The organism is Mycobacterium sp. 852002-40037_SCH5390672 (genome assembly GCF_001665875.1).
Classification (GTDB): Bacteria; Actinomycetota; Actinomycetes; order Mycobacteriales; family Mycobacteriaceae; genus Mycobacterium.
This window is the reverse complement of record NZ_LZTA01000001.1, coordinates 108,533-134,561: the sequence shown is the minus strand read 5'-3', so window position 1 is coordinate 134,561 and position 26,029 is coordinate 108,533. Positions and strand designations below refer to the sequence as shown.

Here is a 26,029-nt window from a genome sequence, read left to right as displayed (position 1 = left end):
CCGATTCCAGCACAATCAGGCTATGGATCTCCCCGTGATGCCGCCGGTGTCGCCGATGCTGGCGAAGTCGGTTCGCTCGATTCCCCCTGATGCGTCCTATGAGCCCAAGTGGGACGGCTTCAGGTCGATCTGTTTCCGCGACCACGACCAGGTCGAACTGGGCAGTCGCAATGAACGGCCGATGACGCGGTATTTCCCCGAGCTGGTCGCCGCGGTCAGGGCCGAGCTGCCGGAGCGGTGCGTCATCGACGGCGAGATCGTCATCGCCACCGACCGGGGCCTGGATTTCGAGGCGCTGCAACAACGCATTCACCCGGCGGATTCGCGGGTACGGATGCTCGCCGAGACCACGCCGGCGTCGTTCATCGCGTTCGACTTGCTCGCCCTCGACGACGATGACTACACACGGCGGCCCTTCAGCGAGCGGCGCGCCGCCCTCGTCGAGGCTCTGGCTGGCTCGGGGCCCTCGATCCATGCCACGCCCGCGACGACCGATCTGGAAATCGCGCAGCGCTGGTTCGACGAATTCGAGGGGGCCGGTCTCGATGGTGTGATCGCCAAGCCACTCGACATCACCTACCAGCCGGACAAGCGGATCATGTTCAAGATCAAGCACGAGCGGACCGCCGACTGTGTGGTCGCCGGTTACCGGGTGCACAAGTCCGGCGCCGACGCTATTGGTTCGCTGTTGTTGGGTCTTTATCAGGATGACGGCCAGCTCGCGTCGGTTGGTGTCATCGGTGCGTTTCCCATGGCCGAGCGGCGGCGGCTGTTCGACGAACTACAGACGCTCATCACCGATTTCGAGGACCACCCGTGGAATTGGGCCGCGCACGAAGCCGGCGAGCGGACGCCGCGTAAGAACGAATTCTCGCGCTGGAACGCCGGCAAGGATCTGTCGTTCGTGCCGCTTCGCCCCGAGCGGGTGGTGGAGGTCCGCTATGACCACATGGAAGGGCGGCGGTTCCGTCATACCGCGCAGTTCAATCGGTGGCGCCCGGACCGCGACCCGCGCTCGTGCACCTACGAACAGCTCGAACAGCCGGTGACTTTCAACCTTGGCGACATCGTGCCGGGACTCGGTTCCGGCTGATACGGCGTTGTTTGCCTCCGGTCTCACCCATCGATGTGCGTGGGCGGGTCGGCGAAGGCGAGATCCGCAGGGTGCTGGTCGGGACCCATCAGATCGCAGTGATTATCGGGCACGAGGTAGGAACTGGCGCCGTTGGGAACCAGGCGGGTCACTGCCACACAGCGTTGCCACGTGCCGTCAGGCTGGACGGGTCCGTCGCACTTGCTGAGTACAGGTCCTCCGTACTGGCAGCCGGCGCTGGCCGGCGCCGCCGAGGCGATGAGTTCTGCGGCCATCAGTAGGGCTGCCAATCCTGCGAAGATGCACCGCTTCATGATTGTCTCCCGTCGCAGCGCCGCTGGGGTGTTGCCGAGTGCACTCCGATGGCAGCCACCTCGACAGCCCAGCCAGCTACCAAAGACGCTACCGCTTATGTAACTGCGAACCCACGATTTGGCCGCGTTTAGTCCAGATCCGAAGCGGGCACGCGGACACCATGTCAGTCACAGCATTTCAAGATCTGCCGTTGGCCGATCGTGACCGCAAGTGGGATGGCGACGGGGCCGAAAAGCGAGTCCGTAAGTGGGCCGATGCGCAGGACGGGCCGAACCAGAAATACCGCGACGCGCACGTCTGGTACGACAGCGACAAAAAAGACAACTTCACGGCCTACAAGCTGCTGATCGCCGACGTGATCGACGGAGAACTCACGGTTGTGCCGCGCGGCGTGATGGCGGCCGGCGCGATCATGGACGGCGCACGGGGCGGAATCGACGTGCCCCAATCCGATGTCGATCGGATCAAGAGCCACTTGGCGAAGTACTACCAAAAGATGGACGAAACCCCGCCGTGGGAGCGGGATTAGACCGTGACCATGAGCCGCGACAGGCCGCGCAACGTGACATTGGTCTTGTACTGCGGCTCACTGTCCAACCGGGCGTTCGGGAACCGTGCCGTTACCGCCGACAGGGCCACACCGGCTTCCAGCCGGGCCAGCGGGGCGCCCAGGCAGTAATGTGCACCACGCCCGAATCCTAAGTGCCTCATGGCTTTTCGATCCGGATCGAAAATGTCGGGACGGTCATACTCGGTGGGATCGCGCTGGGCGGCTGCGGTCAGCAGCATCATGATGTCGCCCGCGGGCACGTCGATGTCGCCAATTGCCATGTCATCGCCCGCAGTTCGGGCGATCATCTGCACCGGCGGGTCGTAGCGCAGGGTCTCCTCGATGACCGCTGGCGCACGGTTGGCGTCGGCGCTCAGCGCGGACCATTGCGACGGTTGGCGCAACATCGCCAGGACCGCATTGCCGATCAGGTTCACCGTGGTCTCGTGACCGGCAACCAGCAGCAGGACGCAGGTGGAAACGATCTCCTCCGCGGTCAGCTGGTCGCCCGATTCTTCCACAGCGATCAATCCGGACATCAGGTCGTCGCCGGGCCGCGAGCGTCGCCGGTCGATCAGGCCGTGCAGGTAGGCGCGCAACCACATTCCGGCGTCCATCCGCTCTTTGAGGTTGTCCGACGGCGTTCCGGTGAAGGCGACGAACGGGTCCAGTGATTGCGCCAGCAGCGCGGACACCCGGCTGAATTGCGGTTCGTCCTCGAGCGGTACGCCGAGCAGCCGGCAAATGACCGCCACCGGCAGTGGATAGGCAAGGTCCTCGACGACTTCGAACCGCCCCTTTTCGGCGATGCGGTCGAGCAATCCGTCGATCAGCGCGCTGATGTCGGGTTGCAGCGCGCTCACCACCTTCGGCGCGAACGCCTTGCTGACCAGTTTGCGCAGCCGGGTGTGGTCCGGCGGGTCCTGAAACAAGAACCCCGGCGGGGTTTGCGGCGGCGCCTCGGCACCGGCCTCGATGAGCTGCTGGGTCTGCGCCTCGATCTGCGCGCGGGCGGCGGTCGACTTGAGCCGGTCGTTGCTCGACGACGGGTGCCGCAAGGCCTCGTCGCAGTCACGGTAGGTCGAGAACACCGCGAGGTTGCCCTCCGGCAAGGCAAACGATCCGCGTTCGCGAAATTGCGCGAACAGCGGATAGGGATCGGCACGGACTGCCGGGTCCAACAACCGCACCAACAATTCATCGGGCTTGGTGGCCTCGGTAGGCGCCGTCGTCATCCTGACATTGTGCCCGCCGCCGGGAAGCGCCCGCTCAGCGGCGCAAGAACTCCACGATGTGGCCGGCCAGTTCTTCTCCGGCGTCCTCCTGTAAGAAATGCCCGGCGCCGCGGATCACCGGGTGGTCGATTCCGTGCGCACCGCGCATCTCCCGCTGGAAGATGGCGGCCATCGGCCCGGTGATCGGGTCGCTGTCGCTGAAAGCGACCAGCATGGGCGTCGGGCTCGCCGAAAGCGTGGTCCATGCGGCCTTGTTGGCGGCCGCAGCGGGATCATCCGGTGACGTGGGCACCAGGCCGGGCATGGCGCGCGGCCCGGCGCAGTAGTCATCGGCGGGGAAGGGCGCGTCATAGCCGGCCCGCTCCTCCTCGCTCATCTGCCGGCGACAGCCGCCCTGGACAAACGCGCCGACGTTCAGCGTCGGCGCCGACGTGACGGCTTCACGGAAGCGCCACCAAATGTCGGCCATGGGCTGCTCGCCATTGGGCAGGCCGGTGTTGGCGACGACCACCCGGGCGAACCGTTCGGGATGCTCTGCGGCGAGCCGCAATCCGATCAGCCCGCCCCAGTCCTGACCTACCAGGGTGACGTTGCGAAGGTCGAGGACGTCGAAAGCCACCGCTCGCATCCACTCGACGTGGCGTGCGTAGCTGTGGTCTTCGCGGCGGGTTGGCTTGTCCGAACGGCCGAACCCGACCAGGTCGGGGCAGATGACTCGATGACCGGCGGCGGCCAGTACCGGAATCATCTTTCGGTACAGATATGACCACGACGGTTCGCCGTGCAGCATGAGGATGGGATCGGCGCTTTCCGGGCCGTCCTGGACCCAGGCCACGCGGAGTGCGCCGCCCTCGTCGTCGGATACGTCGCAATACCTTGGGGTGTAAGGGAAGTCGGGTATACCGTCGAACCGGTCGTCGGGTGTTCGCAGCGTCTGCATGTCACGTCCCTTCGGATAGTCCGGCCAAGCCAGGATCCGCCATCAACCGATCGAGAAAGCCGTGCTGGCCCTTCAGTAATTTGATGCGTGCGGTGGCCATCGCGAACCAGCCCACGCGATCGACCTCGGGGAACTCCCGCAGCGTGCCCGACCCCTTTGGCCATTCCAATTCAAAAGTGTTGCTGCGCGCGTCGGTGATGTCGAGGTCGCTCTGCACGGCGAAAGCGGTCACCAGCTTGCCGCCGGATTGTTTCAGCTGACCGAGGTCGATGCGCGGCCCGGCCGGCACCGACAGCCCCAGCTCCTCGGAAAATTCGCGCTGTGCGGCCGCCCAGGGATCCTCCCCGTCGGTGTACTCACCTTTCGGAATCGACCAGGCGCCGTCGTCTTTGCGGGCCCAGAAGGGCCCACCCGGGTGTGCGAGCAAAACCTCGACGACGCCGTCGCAGGTCCGGTAGACGATCACACCCGCGCTCAGCTTCGCCATCGATTTCTATTCTCCCACAGCGCGTTCCAGGTCCTTGAGCGAGGACTCCAGATGCGCGAGCAGGCGCTGCAGGTGCGGTACGCTACGCCGGCATCCCACCAGGCCGAAGTCCAGGTTGCCGGCGTTGTTGACCAGGGTGATGTTCAGCGCCTGGCCGTCCAGCGCGATGGACAGCGGGTAGTTGCCGTCGAGCCGTGCGCCGCCATAATAGATCGGCCGCGTCGGTCCCGGCACGTTCGAAATGATGATGTTGAACGGGGGTGACGTCGATGCCACCCAGCCCGGGACCGCCGCCAACGCCAACGCTGACGTGTTGACGGCGGACAGCGCCAGCGCCTGGAACCGCGGCAATTGCGAAAACACATCCTTGTTGCTGCGCATCGATTCGCTGATCGTCAGCAGACGCTGCGCCGGATCGTCGGTGTCGGTCGCGAGGTTGCACAGGATGGCTCCGACCAGGTTGCCGCCGGCGTCGGCCTCTTCCTCGGTGCGCAGGCTCACCGGGACCATCGCGATCAGCGGGGTGTCCGGCAGCGCGTCATGCTCGAGCAGGTAGTAGCGCAGGGCGCCCGAGCACATCGCCAAGACCACATCGTTGACCGTGACACCCCCCGCGGCCTTCTTCACGCCTTTGATGCGGTCCAGCGACCAGGACTGCGCGGCGCACCGGCGAGCGCCGCCGATCTTGACGTTCAACATGGTCTTCGGCGCCCCGAAAGGCAACGTCAGTTGCTGTTCGAACAGTGCCGCACGCGCCAGCCCTAACGTCGACGGGGCAAGTGCCGCAAGGGATCCCGCCGTGCGAGCCAACGAACTCAAGGGAGACGACGGGCTGGATTTGCGCTTGGGTTTGCGCAGACCCCACGGGGCCCGGATTTCGGGATCGTCGGGGTCGGTGGACAGCGCGCGCTGCATCAGCTTCTGCGCGGAGACACCGTCGATCAGTGCATGGTGAACCTTTGTGTAGATAGCGAACCGGCCGTCTTTGAGACCTTCGACGATGTGCGTCTCCCACAAGGGGCGGTGACGATCCAGCAGCGTGCTGTGCCACCGCGAGGTGAGTTCGAGCAATTCGCGGACCCGTTTGGGCGACGGCAGCGCCGAGCGCCGCACGTGGTAGTCGATATCCACGTCGTCGTCGTACGACCAGCCCAGGTTTGCGATTCCGCCGACGAAGCTCGCGGGGTGCTTACGAAACGTGGGCTGGAAATCCCGCTGAGCGGCCAGGCTCTGGTAAAGGTCACCAACGAAGTCGCGCCCGGCGCCCGGCGGTGGCTCGAACAACTGCAAGCCTCCGACGTGCATGGGATGTTCGCGAGATTCTCCCAAGAGAAAGATCGCGTCGGTAGGCCTCATCAGTTCCATCCACCCATTAGACCCATTCGGGGACGATCCGGAAAGGCATAGCGTGATCGGACCGGCGCCGGGCCGCGGTCGACGGCGCCGCGCCGATAGGCCACCGCGCGGTCGGGCGGTGTCAGGTCATTGGGTTGCAACCGACCATGTCGACGTCGCGATCAAATCTCCACGGTCCAGCCCGGCGGCGCGATGCTCGTGCACCTTGGCGTACTCCTGGGTCGTCACCATGTCGATAAAGGCCTGCGGGGTCGGGTACTCGACGATGAGAATCACGTCCCACCAAGGCTGTTCGCCGTCGCCGATGACCATCGACGGCGCTCCCCCGGCATAACGCAGGGTGGCGCCCACGCGCTCCAGGTGTGGAACCACTTCCTCGCCGTATCGCAGGTAGCTCTGAAGGCCGCCCTCGGGTTTGAACTTCAACAGGTTGACCATCACCACCGGCACATCAGCCGGACGTGCCGCGAGCGCGGCGAACTGCTCGGGCGTAGGCTCCAAGCCGCTCATGTGAATCTCCTTGCGCTGGTTTTGTTCTAGCAGTATGCCTGTCGCGGCTATAGCAGGTCGGTGATCGTCTTGAGCCCAGCGTCGTAGAGCACGCCGGGCAGCATGCCGCCGTCGCATTCAATGGTGGTGCCGTTGACGAAGTCGGCCTGTCCGCCGGCGAGGAAAACGCAGACCCGCCCGACCTCCTCGGGTTCGCCAGCGCGGCGCAACGGGACGGCGGCGAAATACTTTGCGCCATCGGGGTCGTCCTTGGGGAGCACGAATGACCGGAAGTTTTCGGTCATGGTCGGCCCCAGGGCGATGCAGTTGACCCGTACCTTGGGTCCCCACTCTTCGGCCAGTGACCGGGTGAGATGGTTGAGGCCGCTTTTGGCTGCCCCGTAGGAGACCAGGGTTGGCGATCCCGCCGGATGGCCGGCTCCGCTCGAGATGTTGATGATGCAGCCCACGCCGTCCTGGTTCTGCATCTGCCGATAAGCGCGGATCGCGAACCACAGTGGGCTGATCAGGTTCATCTGCACGGCGAACGCGTGAAACAGGGCGGTGCGCGCGTAGTCGTCGTCGCCGGCGGGTGCGCCCTGAATGCGTTGCACCAGTTCGGGAATGCTCTCTGCGTGTGGCGCCGGAACGGTGCCGCCCGCATTGTTCACCAGAATGTCGAGCCGACCGTGGGTGGCCACGACGTCTGCGACGAACGCATCGATGCAGCGATAGTCACCCTGGTCGCACACCTTTTGGGAAGCTCGTTGGGCCCAGTCCGGTTCGATGCCGGGGATCGCGTCCAGCGGTGAGCGCGAGCACCCGATCACGGTCGCGCCGGCACGCAGCAGTTCATGGGCGATGCCCACGCCCACGCCGCGGCTGGTGCCGGTGACTATCGCGATCTTGCCCTCCAGGACGCTCATCAACTGACCCTCTCACACACCATCGATTGTTGACAGTCACTGCCATCGAGTCATAGCCTGCCATTTCATTTGCCGTAAAGGCCGCGCACTGTCCATCCGGAGGTCAACGATGAGTAGCCCGTCCAAGCTTCGTGTCATTCAGTGGGCCACCGGGGGGGTGGGTAAAGCGGCGATCGAGTGCGTCATCAATCACCCACGACTGGAGCTGGTGGGGTGCTGGGTGCACAGTGCGGACAAGAACGGTGTCGACGTCGGCCGGATCATCGGGACACAGGACCTGGGCATCACCGCCACCACGAGCATCGACGACATTCTCGCGCTGGACGCCGACTGCGTCATGTACAGCCCACTGATACCCGCCGACGACGAAGTGATCGCGATCCTGCGGTCCGGCAAGAACGTGGTCACACCGGTCGGCTGGGTCTACCCGGATCCGGGCAACAAGCGTCACCGTGCCGTCGCGGACGCCGCGACGGAAAGCGGTGTGACGCTGCATGGTTCGGGTATCCACCCCGGAGGCATCACCGAGCGATTCCCGCTCATGGTGTCCTCACTGTCGTCGGCGGTCACGCACGTGCGTGCAGAGGAGTTCTCCGACATCCGCACCTATAACGCACCGGACGTGGTGCGCCACATCATGGGATTCGGCGGAACCCCCGAGGAAGCCACCCAAGGGCCGATGGCCGGCCTGCTCGAAGCGGGCTTCAAGCAGTCGGTACGAATGATCGCCGACCACATGGGATTTCGCATCGATCCCAACATCAGGACCATTCAGGACGTCGCCGTGGCGACCGCCGACATCGACTACGACCCCTTCCCGATCACCAGCGGCAGCGTGGCCGCACGCCGGTTCCGCTGGCAGGCGCTCGTCGATGGCGAACCGGTCATCACCGCGGCGGTCAACTGGCTGATGGGCGAGGAAAATCTGGAGCCGGCCTGGAATTTCGGTGGGCGGGGTGAACGCTTCGAGGTGGAGATCACCGGCGACCCCGACGTGAGCCTCACCTTCAAGGGTCTGCAGCCCGAGACGATTGCGGAAGGCCTGGTGAAGAATCCGGGCGTCGTGGTCACCGCCAACCACTGCATCAACGCCATTCCCGACGTCTGCGCCGCCGAACCGGGCATCAAGACCTACCTCGACCTGCCGCTGTTCGCCGGGCGCCCCGCTCCCAACCTTTCCGCGGACACGCCATGACCGAGAAGAGCGTGCTCGACGACGTGTCGTTCTGTCACCTCGTCGTCGGCGTCACCGACATGGACCGTGCACTGGTGTTCTACCGGGACGTGCTGGGCATGGAGGTCGTCTTCGAAACCCTCATTTCCGGGGAGCCTTTCGACGCGGTATTGCACGCGACGCGTAGGCAGGAGGGCCGGGTGGTCGGCGGTCTGCTGGGTGGGTTGATGATCGAGCTGCTGTCGATCGGCGCCGGCCCGCCCGACCACAGGCGGCGGCGCAGCATCACCGGCATCCACAACGTCTCGCTGTCGGTGACAGATCTCGACGACGCCCACCGCCGCATTGTCGACGCCGGGTATACCCCCGACCAGGCTCCGTTCGAGATCGGCGGTGTCCGAATGTTTTTCGTCAAGGACCCGGACGGGACGCCGGTGGAGTTCATCGAACTACCCAACGGGGCGCGGAGCACCTACGAGATGCACCGGGGCGTACAGCTGCAGATGGGACCCGTCCCATGAGCTACAGCCACTCAGATTCGATGCGCGGACACGTCGCGATTGTCACCGGCGCCGCCCAAGGCGTCGGCAAGGGCGTCGCCACCGCGTTGCTCGAACGCGGTGCCGGCGTGCTGCTGGTCGACATCCAGGCAGAGGTCCTGGACAGGACCGCCACAGAGCTCAAGGCGATTGGACGGGTGGAGCAGCTCGTCGCCGATCTGCGCGACCCGGACAGCGCGCAGCGGATCGCGGCCGCCGCAGTCGACGCCTTCGGCGCGGTGCACGGCTTGGTCAACAACGCCATCGCCACCAACGAACCCAAGGCGTTCGTCGACATCACCACCGAAGACCTGGCCCTCGGCTATGACGTGGGCCCCCGCGCAACGTTCCTGCTGATGCAGGCCGTGTACCCATTGATGGTTGAGGCCGGCGGTGGGTCGATCGTGAACCTCGGTTCGGGCACGGGCACCGGCGGTGAGCCCAAGTGGGGCGGTTATGCCGCCGCCAAGGAGGGCATCCGCGGGTTGTCGAAGGTGGCCGCCTTGGAATGGGGGCGTGACAACATCCGCGTCAATGTCATCTGCCCCTTCGCCGAATCCGACGGGGTCAAGTTCTGGAAGTCGTTCGCGCCCAAGGAGTACGACAAGGCCGTGGGTCGGGTGCCGATGAAGCGCATCGGCGATGTCCGTTCCGACGTGGGTGCGCTGGTGTCCTTTCTACTCGGGAGTGACGCATCATTCATCACCGGACAGACCATTCACGTCGACGGCGGGATCGGCTGTTTCCGATGACCGGCGAGTCGCTCCGCGACCGGCAGCGCGCACAGATACGGGCCGATATCCGGCGTGCGGCGTTCCGCCTGTTCGTCGAGCGCGGGTACGACGCCGTGACGACAGAGGAAATCGCCACGGCCGCAGGCGTTTCTCCGCGCACGTTCTTCCGGCATGTGCCGGCGAAGGACGAGCTTCTCCTCGCACCGGTGCGCTACGGCGGGGCCGCGATCGTCAATCTCCTCGAGGGCCGTCCCGCCGACGAAGCACCGGACGTCGCGCTGATCAACGCCATCGTCACCCGGACTCGTTCGTTCGAGCAGGCCGACACCGACGAGTGGCGCGAAGCCCTGCTGATGGTCCCCGGTCTGCTCGATAAGGTCACGGTTCACCGCCCCGCCGACAAGGAGCGGGCGACCAAGCTCATCGCCGAACGAATGGGCGTCGACCAGGATGCCGATATCCGTCCCGGCCTGCTGGTCCAACTCGCCTTCGCGGCAGCGGACTTCGCCTTCCAGCAATGGGTGCGACAGTCCGGAAAGCCCTGGCCACTCGATCGTTACGTCACCGACGCCCTCGATGCGGTCAAAAGTCCGCACTGGAAACGGAGGTGAGCTGGTTCAGCGCCGCTGTAACGCTTCGGGATTGGCGATCCGGATGGGCGCCCCGTCCAGCCATGCCACCACTGATTCCACGGTGTCGGAGTAGAAGGCGCCCAGCATTTCGCGAGTGACATACCCCAGGTGAGGAGACAGGGTCACGTTCGCAAGTAGCCGCAACCGATGGTCTTTCGGCAGGGGCTCATCGTCATAGACGTCCAGCCCTGCTCCGGCGATGCGCCCGGCTTCCAGCGCAGCGATCAGGACGGCCTCGTCCACGATCGGACCCCTGGAGGTGTTGATCAAGTAGGCGTGTGGCTTCATCAGTGCCAGCTCGGCTTCGCCGACCAGACCTCGGGTGCGCTCAGAGAGCACCAGATGAATGGAGACCACGTCCGAAGATTCGAACAGCGACGCCTTCTCGACCCGGCGGGCGCCCACGCTCGCGGCGGCTTCCTCAGTGAGATTCTGGCTCCACGCAAGGACTTCCATACCAAACGCCGCGGCGTATTCGGCCATGCGCCTGCCGACTCTGCCCAGGCCGACGAGTCCGAGGGTCTTGCCGGACAACGTCATACCCGCGCTGCTCTGCCACCCGCCGGCGCGCATGTTCCGATGTTCTTCGGCAAGGTTGCGCACCGTCGCAATCATCAGCCCCCAGGCGAGCTCCGGGGTGGCGTCGCGCATGGACCTGAATCGGGGATGGGCGAAATCCGAATGCGCAACCAGAATTCCGCGTTCGCCGGCGGCGGCCGTGTCCAGGTTTGGCAGGCTCCGGCCGACGATCGTGATCAGCTTCAAGTCAGGCAGCCGCTCGATCAACGACCGCGGAAACGCCATCCGCTCACGCAGGGTGCACACCACGTCAAACGTCCGCAGTGCATCGGCCGCTTCGTCCTCGGACATGTGCCGGTCGAAAACGGTTACCTCCGCGCGTTTTTGCACCGGCGACCAGTCGGCAACCTGTAGGGCCACGCCGGCGTAGTCATCGAGAATCGCTACCTTGGGCATGCGGTCTCCCCCATCCAGTGCATGGCTCACTGCTGCATCGACCCTAACCGGCGGTCGACCACATGTGAGCGGATATGTTGCAGTTGGCACACGAACCGCGTATTCATCGGGTGGGACGCCGGATCGCTTTAGTTCTGTTCGGGGTGCTACGCGGTCACGACGTCGCGGATAGCGGCAAGCCGCCAAGTTCGTCCTCGGCATGGTGTTCCTCCCTGTGTGCGGCGTCTTCGCTGTCTGGGACGGCGTCCATCGAGGGTTGCTGTCGCTGATCGGAATGGGGATCGCGACGCTCGCCCTGGGGTTGCTGGCGTTACCGCTCGCGTCCGGGACTCTGAAATGGTTGTTGCGTCGGCTTCGCCGCTGAGCTCAACGAACGACCCGCGCCCGGGGAGTGATCGCCGGCGGATAGGGCAAATCGGTGCTGCTGTGCGGATCGACGTACACGGGGTGACCGAGATACGGGAAGGCGCGTTGCGGGCAGGCGGGCCGGTCGCAGATCTTGCAGCCGGCGCCGATCGGCACAATCGACTCGGCGTTGGTCGGATCGATGCCGACGGAGTAGATGAGTTTCGCGGCGTAAGCGACATCGCAGCCCAGCCCAATGGCGAAGCTCTTGTCCGGCCCGAGGTAACGGCTCGGCTCCGCTGTGGTGGTCCTGGCGATCCAGAAGTACGTGCGCTCATCGGGCATCTGCGCGACTTGCGTCAGAAACTGACCGGGCCGGGAGAACGCACGGTGGACCACCCACAGGGGGCAGTTCCCGCCGACGCGAGAAAAGTGAAATGCCGTGGCGGACTGGCGTTTAGAGATGTTCCCCGCACTGTCGGTGCGGACGAAGATGAACGGGACGCCTCGGGCGTTCGGGCGTTGCAGGGTGGACAGCCGGTGGCAGATCGTTTCGAACCCCACCTCGAATCGTCTTGTCAGCTGGTCGATGTCGTAGCGGACGCTCTCGGCGGCCTCGAGGAACCTCAGGTAGGGCAACAGCAGTGCGCCGGCGAAATAGTTGGCCAGACCGATGCGGGCCACGCCCCGCGCATCGTCGCTGAGCTGATCGTCGCCGGCGATGATCCCGGTGATCAACCGCGCTTGGGTCAGCAGCGCGATCTGGGTGGCGAGCTGAAAGGCACGCTGGCCGGGGTGAAGCCAACGGGCCAAGTACAAGGTCTTCGATTCCGGCACAAACAGTCTTTTGGCGTTGGGATCTAACGCCCGGCCGTCGTCGATCACCACCGCGACGCCGAGCTTGCCGGCGAGCAGCTCCGCCAGCTGGCCGTCGAGACCGCCAACGCGCAAATTGTTTTCGTTGAACAGGTCTTCGGCCGCGACATCCAGTTCACCGATGTAGTTCTTGCGGTCGTAGAAGAAGTCACGGACCTCTTCGAAAGGCATTGGCTGCTGGGACATTGCCGACATGTCGACGTTGGCGCGACTGTGCAACGCTTCGAGATCTGCGGTCGTGTCGTGCAGCCGCCGGTGCAGATTGACCAGCGTCTGACCGACCGCCGGCATGCGGGCCACGAGCTCCTCGACTTGCGCGGCGGTGGCGGACGTGTCGGCAAGAACCTCCCGCAGGTCCGACACCAGGCGGGCATCGGAATCCGGCGCAAAGTAATGCGCTGGCAACTCGAACCGCTCGGTGAGGGTGAGTAGCACCGGAACCGTGATCGGGCGCTGATCGTTTTCGAGCTGGTTGACGTAGCTGGTCGACAGTCCCAGGACGCGCGCCAGCGCCACCTGGGTCAGCCCCCGCTCCTCGCGCAAACGCCGTAGCCGTGGGCCGGCGAACATCTTCGCCACCCGTCACACGGTACCCCCGCCCCTTTCACAACTTTCGCAAAATTCGGCGGACAAGGACACACAATTACGCTTTTACAGCGGATTTACCTCGTAACCCGCTTTGCGTACTGTGCGGCTTATGCGGATTCATGACGTTCGAGCCCGGCGCAGCGCCGACCACTTCCCGCGTAATGAGCACCTGGCATGGAAGATCGCCGAGGTCGCAGCCGACCCGGTCGCCGTGCCCGCGGACACCGAGGCCATGGTGATCAACCGCATCATCGACAACGGCGCGGTTTCGGCCGCCTCGGTGACGCGCCGTCCGATCGCCGCCGCCCGCGCCCAGGCACAGGCACACCCCAATTCCTTCAAGGGCGCCAAGGTTTTCGGTATCCAAGGCGACTACTCGCCGGAATGGGCGGCCTGGGCCAACGGCGTGACCGTGCGCGAATTGGACTTTCACGACACCTTCTTGGCCGCCGAGTACTCCCATCCGGGCGACAACATCCCTCCATTGGTGGCCGTTGCGCAGCATCTCGGGATCAGCGGAGCCGACCTGATCCGCGGCATCGCAACCGGTTACGAGATACAGATCGATCTGGCCAAAGGAATCTGCCTGCATGAACACAAGATTGACCACGTCGCCCACCTCGGTCCGTCGGTGGCCGCCGGACTCGGCACCATGCTGCGTCTGGATAAAGAAATTATCTACCAAGCGATCGGGCAGGCGCTGCACTTGACGACATCCACCCGTCAGTCACGCAAGGGCCTGATCTCCAGCTGGAAGGCGTACGCGCCCGCCTGGGCCGGCAAGGTCGCCATCGAGGCCGTCGACCGCGCCATGCGCGGCGAGGCCGCACCCGCACCGATCTGGGAGGGCGAGGACGGGGTGATCGCGTGGCTGCTCTCGGGTCCCGAGCACACCTATCACGTCCCGCTGCCCGAAGCCGGGGAACCCAAGCGCGCCATTCTGGAGAGTTACACCAAGGAGCACTCGGCCGAATATCAGAGCCAGGCGCTGATTGATTTGGCCCGCCGGATGCGCGAAAGCATCGGCGATCTGGACCAGATCGCGACGATCGAGCTGCACACCAGTCATCACACCCATCACGTGATCGGCACCGGAGCAGGCGATCCGCAGAAATTCGATCCGGATGCCTCGCGCGAAACGCTGGACCACTCGGTGATGTACATTTTCGCCGTCGCGTTGCAGGACGGAACCTGGCACCACGAAAGGTCTTACGCACCGGAGCGGGCGCACCGGCCCGATACTGTCGAACTGTGGCACAAGGTTTCCACGGTCGAAGATCCCGAATGGACCCGGCGCTACCACTCCGCCGACCCCGCGGCGAAGGCGTTCGGCGCGCGCGCTGACGTCACCCTCAAAAGCGGTGAGATCATCGTCGACGAGATCGCCGTCGCCGACGCGCATCCCCTGGGGGCGAGGCCGTTTGAGCGCGAACAGTACATCGGAAAGTTCACCGAACTGGCCGAGGGTGTGGTCAACGACCCCGAGCAGCAGCGCTTCCTGTCGGCGGCCGAAGCCCTTTCGGACCTGCAGGCGGGCGCTCTGGGTGCACTCAACATCACGGTCGCCCCGCCGGTGCTCGCCCACTCGCCGACGATTCCCTCGGGGATCTTCTGATGACCGTGCTGATCGGCAGTGTCGCGCCCACGGCGACCAAGCGGGCTCAATTCCGCGCCGGACTGGAAAGTGGCCGGCTTCAGTGTTTTCCGGGTGTCTTCTCGCCGTTGGTGGCGAAGCTGGTCGCCGAGCTCGGGTTCGACGGGGTGTACGTGTCCGGGGCAGTGCTGTCGGCCGACCTTGGTCTGCCCGACATCGGCCTGACCACCCTGACCGAGGTCAGCGCCCGCGGCGCACAGATCGCCGCGGTCACCGACCTGCCCACCCTGATCGATGCCGACACCGGATTCGGTGAGCCGATGAACGCCGCGCGCACCGTGACCGTGCTGGAGGACGCCGGGCTGGCCGGCTGTCACCTGGAGGACCAGGAAAACCCCAAACGGTGTGGGCATCTCGACGGCAAAGCCGTAGTGCCCGTCGGCGAGATGATCAAACGCCTGCGGGCCGCCGTGGCAGCCCGCAGGGACCCGAACTTCATCATCTGCGCCCGTACCGATGCCGCCGGGATCGAGGGGGTGCCCGCGGCGATCGAGCGCGCGAAGGCCTACGCCGACACGGGCGCCGACCTGATTTTCACCGAAGCCCTGCACACACCAGCGGAATTCGAGCGATTCCGCGCCGCCGTGGACACGCCGTTGCTGGCCAACATGACCGAGTTCGGCAAGTCGGATCTCTTGACTGCCCAACAACTGTGCGACATCGGCTACAACGTCGTGATCTACCCGGTGACCACGTTGCGGTTGGCCATGCACGCGGTCGAGGTCGGTCTTCGTGAAATCGCCGAGAAGGGAACACAATCCGGTCTTTTGGGCCGGATGCAACACCGCAGCCGACTCTACGAGCTCCTGCACTACGCCGATTACAACCAATTCGATTCCGATATCTACAACTTCGGCCCCCAAGGAGTCGTGCAATGAGCACCTTCGAAGACAACCAACCCCGCATCTACAAAGGCCTGGCCGGTGTCGTCGTCGACACCACGGCCATCTCCAAGGTGGTGCCGGAGACCAACTCCCTGACCTACCGCGGGTACGCGGTCCAGGACCTGGCGGCGAACTGCAGCTTCGAACAGGTCGCCTACTTGCTGTGGCACGGTGAACTCCCCGAGGACCAACAGCTTGCCCTCTTCACCCAGCGGGAACGGGCGGCCCGGCGGCTGAACCGAACCCAGCTCTCCTTGCTGACCAAATTGCCCGAGACCTGCCATCCGATGGACGTGGTGCGGACCTTCATCAGCTCCATGGGTGCCGAGGACCCGGACGAGGACGACAACAGCCCAGCGGCCAACTACGCCAAGGCGCTGCGGATGTTCGCAGTGCTGCCCACCATCGTCGCCGCCGACATGCGCCGCCGGCGCGGCCTGGACCCCATCGCCCCGCACAGCCACATGAACTACGCGCAGAATTTCCTGCACATGTGCTTCGGTGACGTCCCCGAGCAGGTTGTCGTTGACGCCTTCGAGCAGTCGATGGTCCTCTATGCCGAGCACAGCTTCAACGCGTCGACCTTCGCAGCCCGGGTGGTCACCTCTACCCAGTCCGACATCTACAGCGCGGTCACGGCCGCCATCGGCGCGCTCAAAGGCCCGCTGCACGGGGGCGCCAACGAAGCCGTCATGCATGACATGCTCGACATCGGTACCGCCGACAAAGCCGCGGAATGGCTGCGGGCCAAGCTGAATCGCAAAGACAAGATCATGGGCTTCGGCCACCGGGTCTACAAAAACGGCGACTCCCGGGTGCCGACCATGAAGGAGGCCCTCGAACGCGTCGCAGCGGCTCGCGACGGCCAGAAGTGGCTCGACATTTACGAAGTCCTGGAGAAGAGCATGGCCGAGACCAATGGCATCAAACCCAACCTGGACTTCCCCACCGGACCCGCCTACCACCTGATGGGCTTCGACATCGGCACCTTCACACCGATCTTCGTGATGAGCCGGATCACGGGGTGGACGGCCCACATCATCGAGCAGACCGCGTCCAACGCATTGATCCGTCCGCTCAGCGAGTATGTCGGACCACCGCAACGCGCTCTATCGTAAATACCGTGTTTGCGAAGGTACTTGTCGCCAATCGCGGGGAGATTGCGATCCGCGCGTTCCGTGCGGCCTACGAGCTGGAACTGGCCACCGTTGCGGTCTATCCCTACGAGGACCGCAATTCCCTGCATCGGTTGAAGGCCGACGAGTCCTACCAGATCGGTGAGGAGGGCCATCCGGTTCGCGCTTACCTGTCGGTCGACGACATTGTCGCGACTGCACAGGCTTGCGGAGCGGATGCCGTTTACCCCGGCTATGGCTTCCTGTCGGAGAATCCCGATCTGGCGGCGGCGTGCGCGGCGGCGGACATCACCTTCGTCGGCCCGAGCGCGGAGGTGCTCGAGCTCACGGGCAACAAGTCGCGGGCGATCGCGGCCGCGCGGGCGGCGGGTCTTCCGGTGTTGGCCTCCTCGGCGCCCTCGACATCGGTGGACGAGCTGCTGGCGGCCGCCGAGTCGATGACGTTCCCGCTGTTCGTCAAGGCGGTCGCCGGCGGCGGCGGACGCGGGATGCGCCGGGTGGCCGACCCGGCGTCGCTGACCGAGGCGATCGAGGCGGCCAGCCGCGAGGCCGAATCCGCGTTCGGGGACGCCTCGGTATTTCTCGAGCAGGCGGTGATCAATCCGCGCCACATCGAGGTGCAGATCCTGGCCGACACCCAGGGCAACGTCATTCATCTCTACGAGCGGGATTGCAGTGTGCAGCGCCGGCACCAGAAGGTAATCGAGATCGCACCGGCACCCAACCTGGACCCGGCACTGCGCCAACAGATTTGCGCAGACGCGGTGACCTTCGCGCAGAGCATCGGCTATACGTGCGCCGGCACGGTCGAATTTTTACTCGATGAACGCGGCGATCACGTGTTCATCGAGATGAACCCCCGCATCCAGGTGGAGCACACGGTCACCGAGGAGATCACCGACGTCGACCTGGTGTCGGCACAGCTGCGCATCGCCGGCGGCCAGAGCTTGGAAGATATTGGTTTAAGCCAGGATTCGATTGTTCCGCACGGCGCGGCGTTGCAGTGCCGGATCACCACCGAGGATCCGGCGAACGGTTTCCGCCCGGACACCGGCCGGATCACCGCCTATCGAACCCCGGGGGGCGCGGGAATCCGGCTGGACGGCGGCACGACGCTGGGCGCGGACATCAGCGCGCACTTCGACTCGATGCTGATCAAGCTGACCTGCCGTGGCCGCGATTTCGCCACGGCGGTGCGCCGGGCGCGACGCGCGGTCGCCGAGTTCCGCATCCGCGGTGTCTCGACAGGTATCCCGTTCCTGCAAGCGGTCCTGGATGATCCTGACTTTCAGGCCGGCCGCATCACGACGTCATTCATCGAGGAGCGCCCGCAACTGCTCACCGCGCGCAGCTCCGCAGACCGTGGCACCAAGATCCTCAACTACCTGGCCGATATCACCGTCAATCAGCCACACGGCGAGCGACCCTCGGCGGTATACCCGCACGACAAGCTGCCCGACATCGACCTGTCGGCGACTCCGCCGTCGGGTTCCAAGCAGCGTTTGACCGAACTCGGACCGGAGCGGTTTGCGGCCTGGCTGCGGGAGTCACGCGGCGTCGGCGTCACGGATACCACGTTCCGCGACGCGCACCAGTCCCTGCTGGCCACGCGGGTCCGCACCAGCGGCATGATCAAGGTAGCGCCGTATATCGCCCGGACCACACCACAGCTGCTGTCGATCGAGTGCTGGGGTGGTGCGACTTACGATGTGGCGCTGCGGTTCCTGAAGGAAGACCCCTGGGAGCGGCTGGCAACGCTGCGTGAGGCGTTGCCCAATATCTGCCTGCAGATGCTGCTACGCGGACGCAACACCGTTGGCTACACACCCTACCCGGAAACAGTCACGACAGCCTTTGTCGAGGAAGCGACCGCGACGGGTATCGACATCTTCCGGATCTTCGATGCGTTGAACAACGTCGACTCGATGCGACCGGCCATCGACGCGGTGCGCGACACCGGGGCCGCGGTCGCCGAGGTGGCGATGTCCTACACCGGTGATCTCAGCGATCCGGCCGAAAAGCTGTACACGCTGGACTATTACCTGAAGCTGGCCGAACAGATCGTCGAAGCGGGCGCACACGTGCTGGCGATCAAGGACATGGCCGGGTTGCTGCGGGCACCCGCGGCGTCGACGCTGGTTTCGGCGCTCAAGTCGCGGTTCGACCTGCCGGTACACGTGCATACCCACGACACCCCAGGTGGGCAGCTGGCAACCTACGTGGCGGCCTGGCACGCCGGCGCCGACGCCGTCGACGGCGCCGCGGCGCCGCTCGCGGGAACCACCAGCCAGCCCGCGCTTTCGTCGATCGTGGCCGCCGCGGCCAACACGGCCTACGACACCGGTTTGTCGCTGCCGGCGGTATGCGACCTGGAGCCGTACTGGGAGGCACTCCGAAAGGTGTACGCTCCCTTCGAATCCGGGCTCCCCTCCCCGACCGGGCGCGTCTATCACCATGAGATCCCCGGCGGCCAATTGTCGAACCTGCGCCAGCAAGCCATCGCACTGGGGCTCGGTGATCGGTTCGAGGACATCGAAAACGCCTACGCCGGAGCCGACGCCATCCTGGGCCACCTCGTCAAGGTCACCCCGTCCAGCAAGGTCGTCGGCGACCTGGCGCTGGCATTGGTGGGAGCGGGCGTCAGTGCGCAAGACTTCGCCGACGACCCCGCACGCTACGACATCCCGGATTCGGTCATCGGCTTCCTGCGCGGAGAGCTCGGTGACCCGCCGGGTGGCTGGCCGGAGCCATTGCGCACCAAGGCGTTACAAGGCCGCGAACCGGTCAAGCCGGAGCAGGAGCTGTCGGCCGACGATGAAAAGGCATTGGCCACGCCGGGCGGCGACCGCCAGGCGGCGCTGAACCGGCTGCTGTTCCCCGGTCCGGCCAAGGAACTCGAGGACCACCGCGAGACATATGGCGACACGTCCGGACTGAGCGCCAACCAGTTCTTCTACGGGTTGCGCCAGGGCGACGAACATCGCGTGGAGCTGGAGCGTGGCGTGGAGCTGCTGATCGGCCTGGAGGCCATCTCCGATGCCGACGAACGCGGCATGCGCACCGTGATGTGCATCCTCAACGGCCAGCTACGACCCGTCGTGGTGCGTGACCGCAGCATCGCCTCGGATGTGCCCGCCGCCGAAAAGGCCGATCGCGCAAACCCGGACCACATCGCCGCCCCCTTTGCCGGCGTCGTGACGGTGACCACCGATGTCGGCGAGGAAGTCGAAGCCGGCCAGACCATCGCGACGATCGAAGCGATGAAGATGGAGGCCGCCGTCACCACCTCCAAGGCCGGTAAGGTCGCGCGAATCGCGGTCTCACGTACCGCGCAAGTGGAGGGCGGCGACCTCTTGGTCGTGATCGACTAGCGGCGATCGCAAGCGCGGCCGTGGCGATCGCAAGCGCGGCCGTGGCGATCGCAAGCGCGGCCGTGGCGATCGCAAGCGCGGCGTAGCCGGGCGCAGCGGGTCGCCACTACAGGCCGAAGCCGGGCGCAGCCGGTCGCCACTACAGGCCGAAGCCGGGCGAAGCGGGTCGCCGCCATCAACCGAGGCTGCTCGTGATCAACGCAGCACGCGCCAGTGTCTGCTCGGCCTGCTTCACGTGGGCTGCGTCGACAAGGACGCCGTTCACCCCGACGGCGCCGCGTCCGTTGGCTTCAGCTTCCCGGTAGGCAGCGACATTGGCTTGCGCCCGGGCGATTTCGTCGGCGGTCGGGGCATAGACCTCGTTAGCGACGGGCACCTGGTCGGGGTGGATGGCCCACTTGCCGGTGTAGCCGAGCAGCGACGCGCGACGCGCGTCCCGTTCGTATCCCGACAGGTCCCGGTAGTCGGGATACGGCGCATCGATCGCGTCGATGCCGGCGATGCGGGCGGCCACGATCACCTTGTTGCGCGCGTAAGCCCAGAATTCGCCAGGATATTCGCCGAGCGGGACGAAGTTGGTGTCCACCCGGGCGCCCTGCGACAGCGAGAAGTCACCCACGCCGAAGATCAGGGCATCCAGCCGGGGGCTGGCCGCCGCGATCTCTTCGGCGTTAGCCAGGCCTTCCACCTCCTCGATGAGTACCTCGAGCCGAATGCGGTCCCTCAACCCGAGTTTCGCCTCCAGCTGGGTGAGCAGCACATCCACCCACCAGATGTCGCGGGCCCTGCGGACTTTGGGGATGATGATGGTGTCGAGGTTCTGGCCGGCCCTGGTCACCACATCGATGACGTCGTCGTGGCACCACCGGGTGTCCAGGCCGTTGATCCGGATGGCACGGGCGGTGCGACCCCAGTCGATATCGTTGAGCGCGGAGATCGCTTTGACGCGCGACTCCTCCTTGAACGCCACGGGCACCGCGTCCTCGAGATCGAGGAATACGAGATCGGCGCCACACCGGGCACCCTTTTCGAACATGTTGTCGTTGCTCGCGGGTACAGCGAGTTCGGAACGCCGGAGAAGATCAGTCACCAGTGAGCCTCTTTCTGTCACAACACGCCGCGGGCGCGCAGGTCGTCAATGTCGTTGGCAGTCAATCCGAGTAGCTCGCCGTAGACTTCGGCGTTGTGCTCACCGAGACGGGGCCCGAGATGGCCGACCGTCCCGGATACCGATGAGAAACGTGGAACGGGAGCCTGTACCGTCATCGCCCCGAGCTGCGCATCGTCGACGGAGATGAACACCTCCCGATGCGCCAGCTGATCGTCGGCGACCAGATCGGCGATGTCATAGACCGGGGCCGCGGCCACCTCGTGCGCGTCGAAGACCACCATCGCCTCCGAAAGTGTCTTCGAGGCAACCCAATCGGCAACCACCTCGTCGACCTCGCGGGCCCGGGCCAGCCTGCGCTGCGGGTCGGAGAAATCCTCGTCTTCCAACAGGTCGTCGCGGCCGATCGCCCGGAACACCCGCAGGGCCAGCGCCGGCGAACTGCCCGACATGGCCAACCACCTGTCATCGGCCGTGCGATAGGTGTTGCGCGGGGCGGAGATATCCCACCTGTTACCGGACCGCTCGGGCACCAACCCCAACTGGTCATAGGCCAACAGAGTCTGTTCCAGCAGCCGGGCCAGCGGCTCGATCAGGTTGACGTCGATCAATTGCCCCGGCCCGCCGTGTACATCGCGGTGATACAGCGCCATCATCACCGCGTAAGCGGCGTTCAGCGATGCGACTCCGTCGGCCAACATGAACGGCGGCAGTGTGGGAGGACCGCCGGCCTGGCCGGTGATGTGCGCGAATCCGCTCATCGCCTCCCCCAGCGTGCCGAACCCCGGGCGCTGACTCTTCGGTCCGCTCAGTCCATAACCGGTGATGTGCAGCATCACAATCCGGTCGTTGACAGCGCGCAGGCTCTCATAGTCCAGGCCCCACTTGCGCAATGTCTGGGGACGGGTGTTGAAGATCGCCGCGTCGGCGTGCTCTATCAGACGACGCACCAACGCCTGCCCCTCGGGGCAGCGCAAGTCCAGCGTGATCGCACGCTTGTTGCGCGAAATCGACTTCCACATCAACCCGACTCCGTCGCGCTGATTGCCCCAGCCGCGGATCGGATCGCCATGGCGGGGTTCTTCAACCTTGATCACGTCGGCGCCGAACTCACCCAGATAGGTCGCCACGAGCGGCGCGGCGGCCAGCGTGGCGAGGTCAAGCACCCGCAGCCCGTCAAGCATTGGCACCGGCGGCCACCCGCGTGCTCGAAGGACGCTGCAGCCCAAGGTGTCCCCGTAGCGTCGACGACTCGTACTCGGAGCGGAACAACCCCCGGCGTTGCAGCTCCGGAACCACCATGCGCACAACGTCTTCGAATGCTCCGGGCAGATGCGTGGCGGCGAGGACGAATCCGTCGCAGGCACCGGTTTCAAACCAGTCCGCCATCTGGTCGGCGACCTGCTGGCCGGTGCCAACGAAGCGCGGTCCCTGCAGCAGTGTGGCCCGATGGTTGGCGAGGTCACGCAACGTCACAGGGCGGCCCCCGCCCTCAGAAGAAATATGGGCGCGAAGGTTCTGCACCAGCCCGCGGATACCCGAGACCGAGGCGAGCAGTTCATCGGTAATCGGGTCGTCGAGATCGTGTTGCGCGAAGTCGTAATTCATCAATTCCGACAAAAGCGTCAGGGATGCCATGGGATGAACCAGATCGGCGAGGAACATGGCTTCGCGCTCCTTGGCGTGGGCTTCCGACTCGCCGACGACCGCGTATGCCATGGGGCAGATGCGAACCGCGGCGGGATCGCGGCCCGCGGCGGCGATCCGGTCCTTTTGATCGGAGTAGTTGCGTCGCGCGACATCGATACCCGGATCGCCGGTGAAGATCAATTCGGCCCACCGAGAAGCGAATTCGCGTCCCCGGCCCGACGAGCCGGCCTGGATGATGACCGGTCGGCCCTGCGGGGTCCGCGGCACCGTCAACGGGCCGCGGGCGGAGAAGAACTGGCCAACGTGACCGAGCTCGTGCACCTTTGCGGGGTCCGCATACTGACCGGACACCCGATCGTGCAGGACGGCGTCGTCCTCCCAGGTGTCCCACAGGCCGGTCACGACGTCCATGAATTCGTCGGCGCGGTCGTAGCGTTCGTCGTGGCCGAGGTGGGCGTCGACGCCGAAGTTCTGCGCTTCGCTGTCGTTGACTGAGGTGACCACGTTCCAGGCGGCGCGGCCGCCCGACAGGTGATCGAGCGAGGCGAAGGTTCTGGCGACGTGGAAGGGCGCGTAATACGTCGTCGAGTAGGTGGCACCCAGCCCGATTTTCGAGGTGGCCTGCGCAAGCACACCGAGGATCACACCCAGATCCAGCTTGACCGGGCGGGCGCCGTAGTGGACCGCTTCGTCCACCGAGCCGCTGTATACCCCCGGCATCGCCAGGCGATCGTCGAAGAACATCAGGTCGAAGCAGCCCTCTTCGAGCTGGCGACCGATCTTGGCGTAGTAGGAGGCGTCCAGGTATCGGTGTTCGGTTGCGGGGTGGCGCCACGAGCCGGCGTAGACGGAAGTGCTGCCGGCCTGCATAAAGGCGACCAGGGCCATCGTGTCGGTGCGCATGTTTGAAACGTAACATCTGATATTTCAGATATCAAACGCTAGATCTGTCGTTTGGTATTATCTGCCGGTGGCTGCGATCGACATCTCCGGAACCGTTCGGGAGCGTGCCGCCCGCGAACTCCGTGACCGGATTCTCACCGGCGTCCTGCCCGCCGGATCACGAGTGGACCTCGATGCCATCACCGAGGAATTCGCGACCAGCCGGACGCCGGTGCGAGAAGCGCTGCTGGAGCTGTCCTTTGAAGGCCTGGTCCGAGTCGCCCCGCGCAGTGGCGTCACGGTGCTCGGGATCAGCCCGGACGACGTCCTGGACAGCTTCACCATTCTCGGTGTGTTGACCGGACAGGCCGCGGCGTGGGCCGCCGGGCGGATCGAGGCGCAAGAGCTCGCGACGCTGCGCGAACTCGCGGCCGATGTCGTGGCGCGAGCGGGCGACGACAGCATTGGCGAGGCCAACTGGCATTTCCATCAGATGATCCACCGGGCCGCACACTCACCCCGGTTGCTGAACCAGATCAAGCAGGTCGCCCGCGTGGTGCCCAGCAATTTCCTCACCCTGTTCCCCGAGCACGAGAAGCACTCACTCGACGAGCACCAGGAGTTGCTGGACGCTCTCGATGACAAGGACGCCGAGCGGGCGCGAACTATCGCCGAACGGCACGTCTTGGATGCCGGGCGATCGCTGGCCGATTGGCTAGAGCAACGTCGCGACGGTTAGCCGGTAACGTCGGCCGGGTTAACCCCCACCGCCACCGGCTCCCCCGCCGGCGCCACCAGCGGCGCCGCCCCCGCCGGGGGTGCCGCTTTCGCCGCTCCCGCCGTACGGCACTTGGGGAACAGGCGCTGGGGGCGGGGGCGCTGGAGCCGAACTGGATGTGGGTGCCGGCGGCGCCTCAGGAGCGTTGGCCGATGCAGTCGTGCCGGCACCCCAGCCGACAGCGAGCGCCAACAGCGCGGTGCCGCCGGTCAAAGCCATGGTCTTCGTTGCGTCAGATCTCATCCGATCTCCCTTTGCGTGTCTTACTTGGCCTCAAGCTCACGTACCCGTAATCCGGGTTCGCAATCGGGAGTTCAGGATTCGACACCGTCAGGCGAGGGCGGGCAAAACCTTATCGGTGAGCAACTGGACCGACTTCCATGCTTCGTCGACCGGCATGCCGCCGACCAGGGGGTGCATGACGAGCGGGCCGTAATTCTCCGCGTCACGCACCTCCGCGATCAGCTGATCGGGAGTAAGGAACCGGTATCGTCCCGATGCCCTGACCTGGTCGAGAGTCTGAACACCCGGCAAGTGCATCAGCGAACGCTGGTCGGTCGACCATCGCCCGTAAGTGACTGCCTCCCAGAGGATGTGCTCACCGAGCTGGGCCCATGCCCGGTCCGGATCCTCGTGCAGGTAGATCATGCCGCGGTTGATGGGCCCCGGCATGAGGATGAACGCAGGCATGCCGGCCTGGACGCACAGCTCGCGGTAGTAAGCGGCGACGTCGGGCAGGTGATCGGCCAGGCTGAGTGGCAGCCGGAACCGGGCCGCGCGGCGCGCCGTGACACGAGCACCGCCACCGACGTAGAGCGGCGGGTGCGGCCGCGTCCAGGTGCCCGTACCGATTCCGTTTTCCGGGGCATCACCGGACCAGACGGCCAGCATTCGTTCGAGCAGGTTGTCCATCAGTGCACCACGCCGGTCGAAATCGGCTCCGACAGCGTCGTACTCAACCGTGCGATACCCCAGCCCCACCGTGGTGTGCAGGCGGCCGCGGCTCATGTTGTCCACCAGTGCGATGTCTTCGGCAAGTCGCACCGGATTCCACAGCGGCCCCAGTGCGCAATCCACGCTCGCGATCAGTGTCGACGTCCGGGCCAAAAACATTGCCGCGGCCATGATCGGATTGCAGCTCCACCCGTGCCCGGTCGCGTGATGCTCGTCGACGCTGATGGACGTGATGCCGTGAGACTCACCCCACTGCCCCATCTCGAGCGCCGCGGACAGGAGCTTGCCCTGCGTGCGTGGATCGCCTTGGGGGGAGGCGAAGTTGAAGCGCAGCACCGTCAAGCGCATGTGCGGCCCC

The 26,029-nt window shown here is 65.4% G+C and carries 24 protein-coding genes; 11 read left to right on the top strand and 13 right to left on the bottom strand.

The window, feature by feature from the left end:
- Positions 1–22 precede the first annotated feature (22 nt).
- Positions 23–1,093, top strand: coding sequence for an ATP-dependent DNA ligase (locus tag A5782_RS00630; protein ID WP_067093611.1), 1,071 nt, complete (start codon positions 23–25; stop codon positions 1,091–1,093).
- A gap of 23 nt (positions 1,094–1,116) precedes the next feature.
- On the opposite strand, the gene A5782_RS00625 is transcribed toward A5782_RS00630, so the two are convergent.
- A complete protein-coding gene (locus A5782_RS00625) occupies positions 1,117–1,407 on the bottom strand; it encodes a hypothetical protein (RefSeq protein WP_067093610.1) in 291 nt (96 codons plus the stop codon).
- Between the two features lie 161 nt (positions 1,408–1,568).
- Here A5782_RS00625 and A5782_RS00620 point away from each other — a divergent pair, with 161 nt between their 5' ends.
- A complete protein-coding gene (locus A5782_RS00620; RefSeq protein ID WP_067093608.1) occupies positions 1,569–1,937 on the top strand; it encodes a hypothetical protein in 369 nt (122 codons plus the stop codon).
- Here the strand turns inward: A5782_RS00620 and A5782_RS00615 are convergent.
- From A5782_RS00615 to A5782_RS00590, 6 genes are all read right to left on the bottom strand, one after another.
- The gene (locus A5782_RS00615; RefSeq protein WP_067093606.1) at positions 1,934–3,193 is read right to left on the bottom strand and encodes a cytochrome P450; all 1,260 of its coding nucleotides are present in this window, start codon (positions 3,191–3,193) and stop codon (positions 1,934–1,936) included. The genes A5782_RS00620 and A5782_RS00615 overlap by 4 nt on opposite strands.
- Before the next feature lie 34 nt (positions 3,194–3,227).
- Positions 3,228–4,133, bottom strand: coding sequence for a haloalkane dehalogenase (locus tag A5782_RS00610; RefSeq protein ID WP_067093605.1), 906 nt, complete (start codon positions 4,131–4,133; stop codon positions 3,228–3,230).
- A gap of 1 nt (position 4,134) precedes the next feature.
- Positions 4,135–4,620 carry an NUDIX domain-containing protein gene (locus A5782_RS00605; RefSeq protein WP_067093603.1) on the bottom strand — a complete coding sequence of 162 codons (486 nt, stop codon included), beginning with the start codon at positions 4,618–4,620 and terminating at the stop codon, positions 4,135–4,137.
- 6 nt (positions 4,621–4,626) lie between these two features.
- Complete coding sequence (locus tag A5782_RS00600) at positions 4,627–5,985, bottom strand: wax ester/triacylglycerol synthase family O-acyltransferase (protein ID WP_067093602.1); 1,359 nt, start codon at positions 5,983–5,985, stop codon at positions 4,627–4,629.
- 117 nt (positions 5,986–6,102) lie between these two features.
- Complete coding sequence (locus tag A5782_RS00595; protein WP_067093600.1) at positions 6,103–6,486, bottom strand: DUF1330 domain-containing protein; 384 nt, start codon at positions 6,484–6,486, stop codon at positions 6,103–6,105.
- Between the two features lie 47 nt (positions 6,487–6,533).
- Positions 6,534–7,391: an SDR family oxidoreductase gene (locus tag A5782_RS00590; RefSeq protein ID WP_067093598.1), complete on the bottom strand. Its 858-nt coding sequence runs from the start codon at positions 7,389–7,391 to the stop codon at positions 6,534–6,536.
- A 109-nt stretch (positions 7,392–7,500) separates the two neighbouring features.
- On the opposite strand from A5782_RS00590, the gene A5782_RS00585 reads away from it, so the two are divergent.
- From A5782_RS00585 to A5782_RS00570, 4 genes are read left to right on the top strand one after another with little or no spacing between them, the layout of a single operon-like run.
- Entirely contained in the window at positions 7,501–8,586 is a 1,086-nt protein-coding gene (locus tag A5782_RS00585) for a dihydrodipicolinate reductase (RefSeq protein WP_067093596.1), read from the top strand.
- The gene (locus A5782_RS00580; protein ID WP_067093595.1) at positions 8,583–9,086 is read left to right on the top strand and encodes a VOC family protein; all 504 of its coding nucleotides are present in this window, start codon (positions 8,583–8,585) and stop codon (positions 9,084–9,086) included. Before A5782_RS00585 ends, A5782_RS00580 begins: the two co-directional genes overlap by 4 nt.
- Positions 9,083–9,856: an SDR family NAD(P)-dependent oxidoreductase gene (locus A5782_RS00575; protein ID WP_067093593.1), complete on the top strand. Its 774-nt coding sequence runs from the start codon at positions 9,083–9,085 to the stop codon at positions 9,854–9,856. Before A5782_RS00580 ends, A5782_RS00575 begins: the two co-directional genes overlap by 4 nt.
- Positions 9,853–10,449 carry a TetR/AcrR family transcriptional regulator gene (locus A5782_RS00570; protein WP_067093592.1) on the top strand — a complete coding sequence of 199 codons (597 nt, stop codon included), beginning with the start codon at positions 9,853–9,855 and terminating at the stop codon, positions 10,447–10,449. Before A5782_RS00575 ends, A5782_RS00570 begins: the two co-directional genes overlap by 4 nt.
- A 6-nt stretch (positions 10,450–10,455) precedes the next feature.
- On the opposite strand, the gene A5782_RS00565 is transcribed toward A5782_RS00570, so the two are convergent.
- Together A5782_RS00565 and A5782_RS00560 are read right to left on the bottom strand one after the other, a co-directional pair.
- Complete coding sequence (locus A5782_RS00565; RefSeq protein WP_067093591.1) at positions 10,456–11,445, bottom strand: D-2-hydroxyacid dehydrogenase family protein; 990 nt, start codon at positions 11,443–11,445, stop codon at positions 10,456–10,458.
- Between the two features lie 366 nt (positions 11,446–11,811).
- Positions 11,812–13,236 carry a short-chain fatty acyl-CoA regulator family protein gene (locus A5782_RS00560; protein WP_067093838.1) on the bottom strand — a complete coding sequence of 475 codons (1,425 nt, stop codon included), beginning with the start codon at positions 13,234–13,236 and terminating at the stop codon, positions 11,812–11,814.
- A 127-nt stretch (positions 13,237–13,363) separates the two neighbouring features.
- Between A5782_RS00560 and prpD the strand changes: the two genes are divergently transcribed.
- The 4 genes from prpD to A5782_RS00540 are packed head-to-tail and all read left to right on the top strand — an operon-like array spanning position 13,364 to position 20,299.
- The gene (prpD, locus tag A5782_RS00555) at positions 13,364–14,869 is read left to right on the top strand and encodes a 2-methylcitrate dehydratase PrpD (RefSeq protein WP_067093590.1); all 1,506 of its coding nucleotides are present in this window, start codon (positions 13,364–13,366) and stop codon (positions 14,867–14,869) included.
- The gene (gene prpB / locus A5782_RS00550; protein WP_067093588.1) at positions 14,869–15,786 is read left to right on the top strand and encodes a methylisocitrate lyase; all 918 of its coding nucleotides are present in this window, start codon (positions 14,869–14,871) and stop codon (positions 15,784–15,786) included. Before prpD ends, prpB begins: the two co-directional genes overlap by 1 nt.
- Positions 15,783–16,910 carry a bifunctional 2-methylcitrate synthase/citrate synthase gene (locus tag A5782_RS00545; protein WP_067093586.1) on the top strand — a complete coding sequence of 376 codons (1,128 nt, stop codon included), beginning with the start codon at positions 15,783–15,785 and terminating at the stop codon, positions 16,908–16,910. The genes prpB and A5782_RS00545 overlap by 4 nt, the downstream gene beginning before the upstream one ends.
- Positions 16,911–16,915: 5 nt before the next feature.
- Positions 16,916–20,299, top strand: a complete 3,384-nt coding sequence (locus A5782_RS00540) for a pyruvate carboxylase (RefSeq protein WP_067093585.1) — start codon at positions 16,916–16,918, stop codon at positions 20,297–20,299.
- A gap of 175 nt (positions 20,300–20,474) precedes the next feature.
- On the opposite strand, the gene A5782_RS00535 is transcribed toward A5782_RS00540, so the two are convergent.
- From A5782_RS00535 to A5782_RS00525, 3 genes are read right to left on the bottom strand one after another with little or no spacing between them, the layout of a single operon-like run.
- On the bottom strand, positions 20,475–21,389 hold the full coding sequence (locus A5782_RS00535; RefSeq protein ID WP_067093583.1) for a CoA ester lyase: 915 nt from the start codon (positions 21,387–21,389) through the stop codon (positions 20,475–20,477).
- 17 nt (positions 21,390–21,406) lie between these two features.
- Positions 21,407–22,591: a CaiB/BaiF CoA-transferase family protein gene (locus A5782_RS00530; RefSeq protein ID WP_067093581.1), complete on the bottom strand. Its 1,185-nt coding sequence runs from the start codon at positions 22,589–22,591 to the stop codon at positions 21,407–21,409.
- Complete coding sequence (locus tag A5782_RS00525; RefSeq protein WP_067093580.1) at positions 22,584–23,960, bottom strand: LLM class flavin-dependent oxidoreductase; 1,377 nt, start codon at positions 23,958–23,960, stop codon at positions 22,584–22,586. The genes A5782_RS00530 and A5782_RS00525 overlap by 8 nt, the downstream gene beginning before the upstream one ends.
- Positions 23,961–24,027: 67 nt before the next feature.
- On the opposite strand from A5782_RS00525, the gene A5782_RS00520 reads away from it, so the two are divergent.
- Entirely contained in the window at positions 24,028–24,678 is a 651-nt protein-coding gene (locus A5782_RS00520) for a GntR family transcriptional regulator (protein WP_067093578.1), read from the top strand.
- 369 nt (positions 24,679–25,047) lie between these two features.
- On the opposite strand, the gene A5782_RS00515 is transcribed toward A5782_RS00520, so the two are convergent.
- Entirely contained in the window at positions 25,048–26,019 is a 972-nt protein-coding gene (locus A5782_RS00515; protein ID WP_067093576.1) for an LLM class flavin-dependent oxidoreductase, read from the bottom strand.
- Positions 26,020–26,029: the final 10 nt, after the last annotated feature.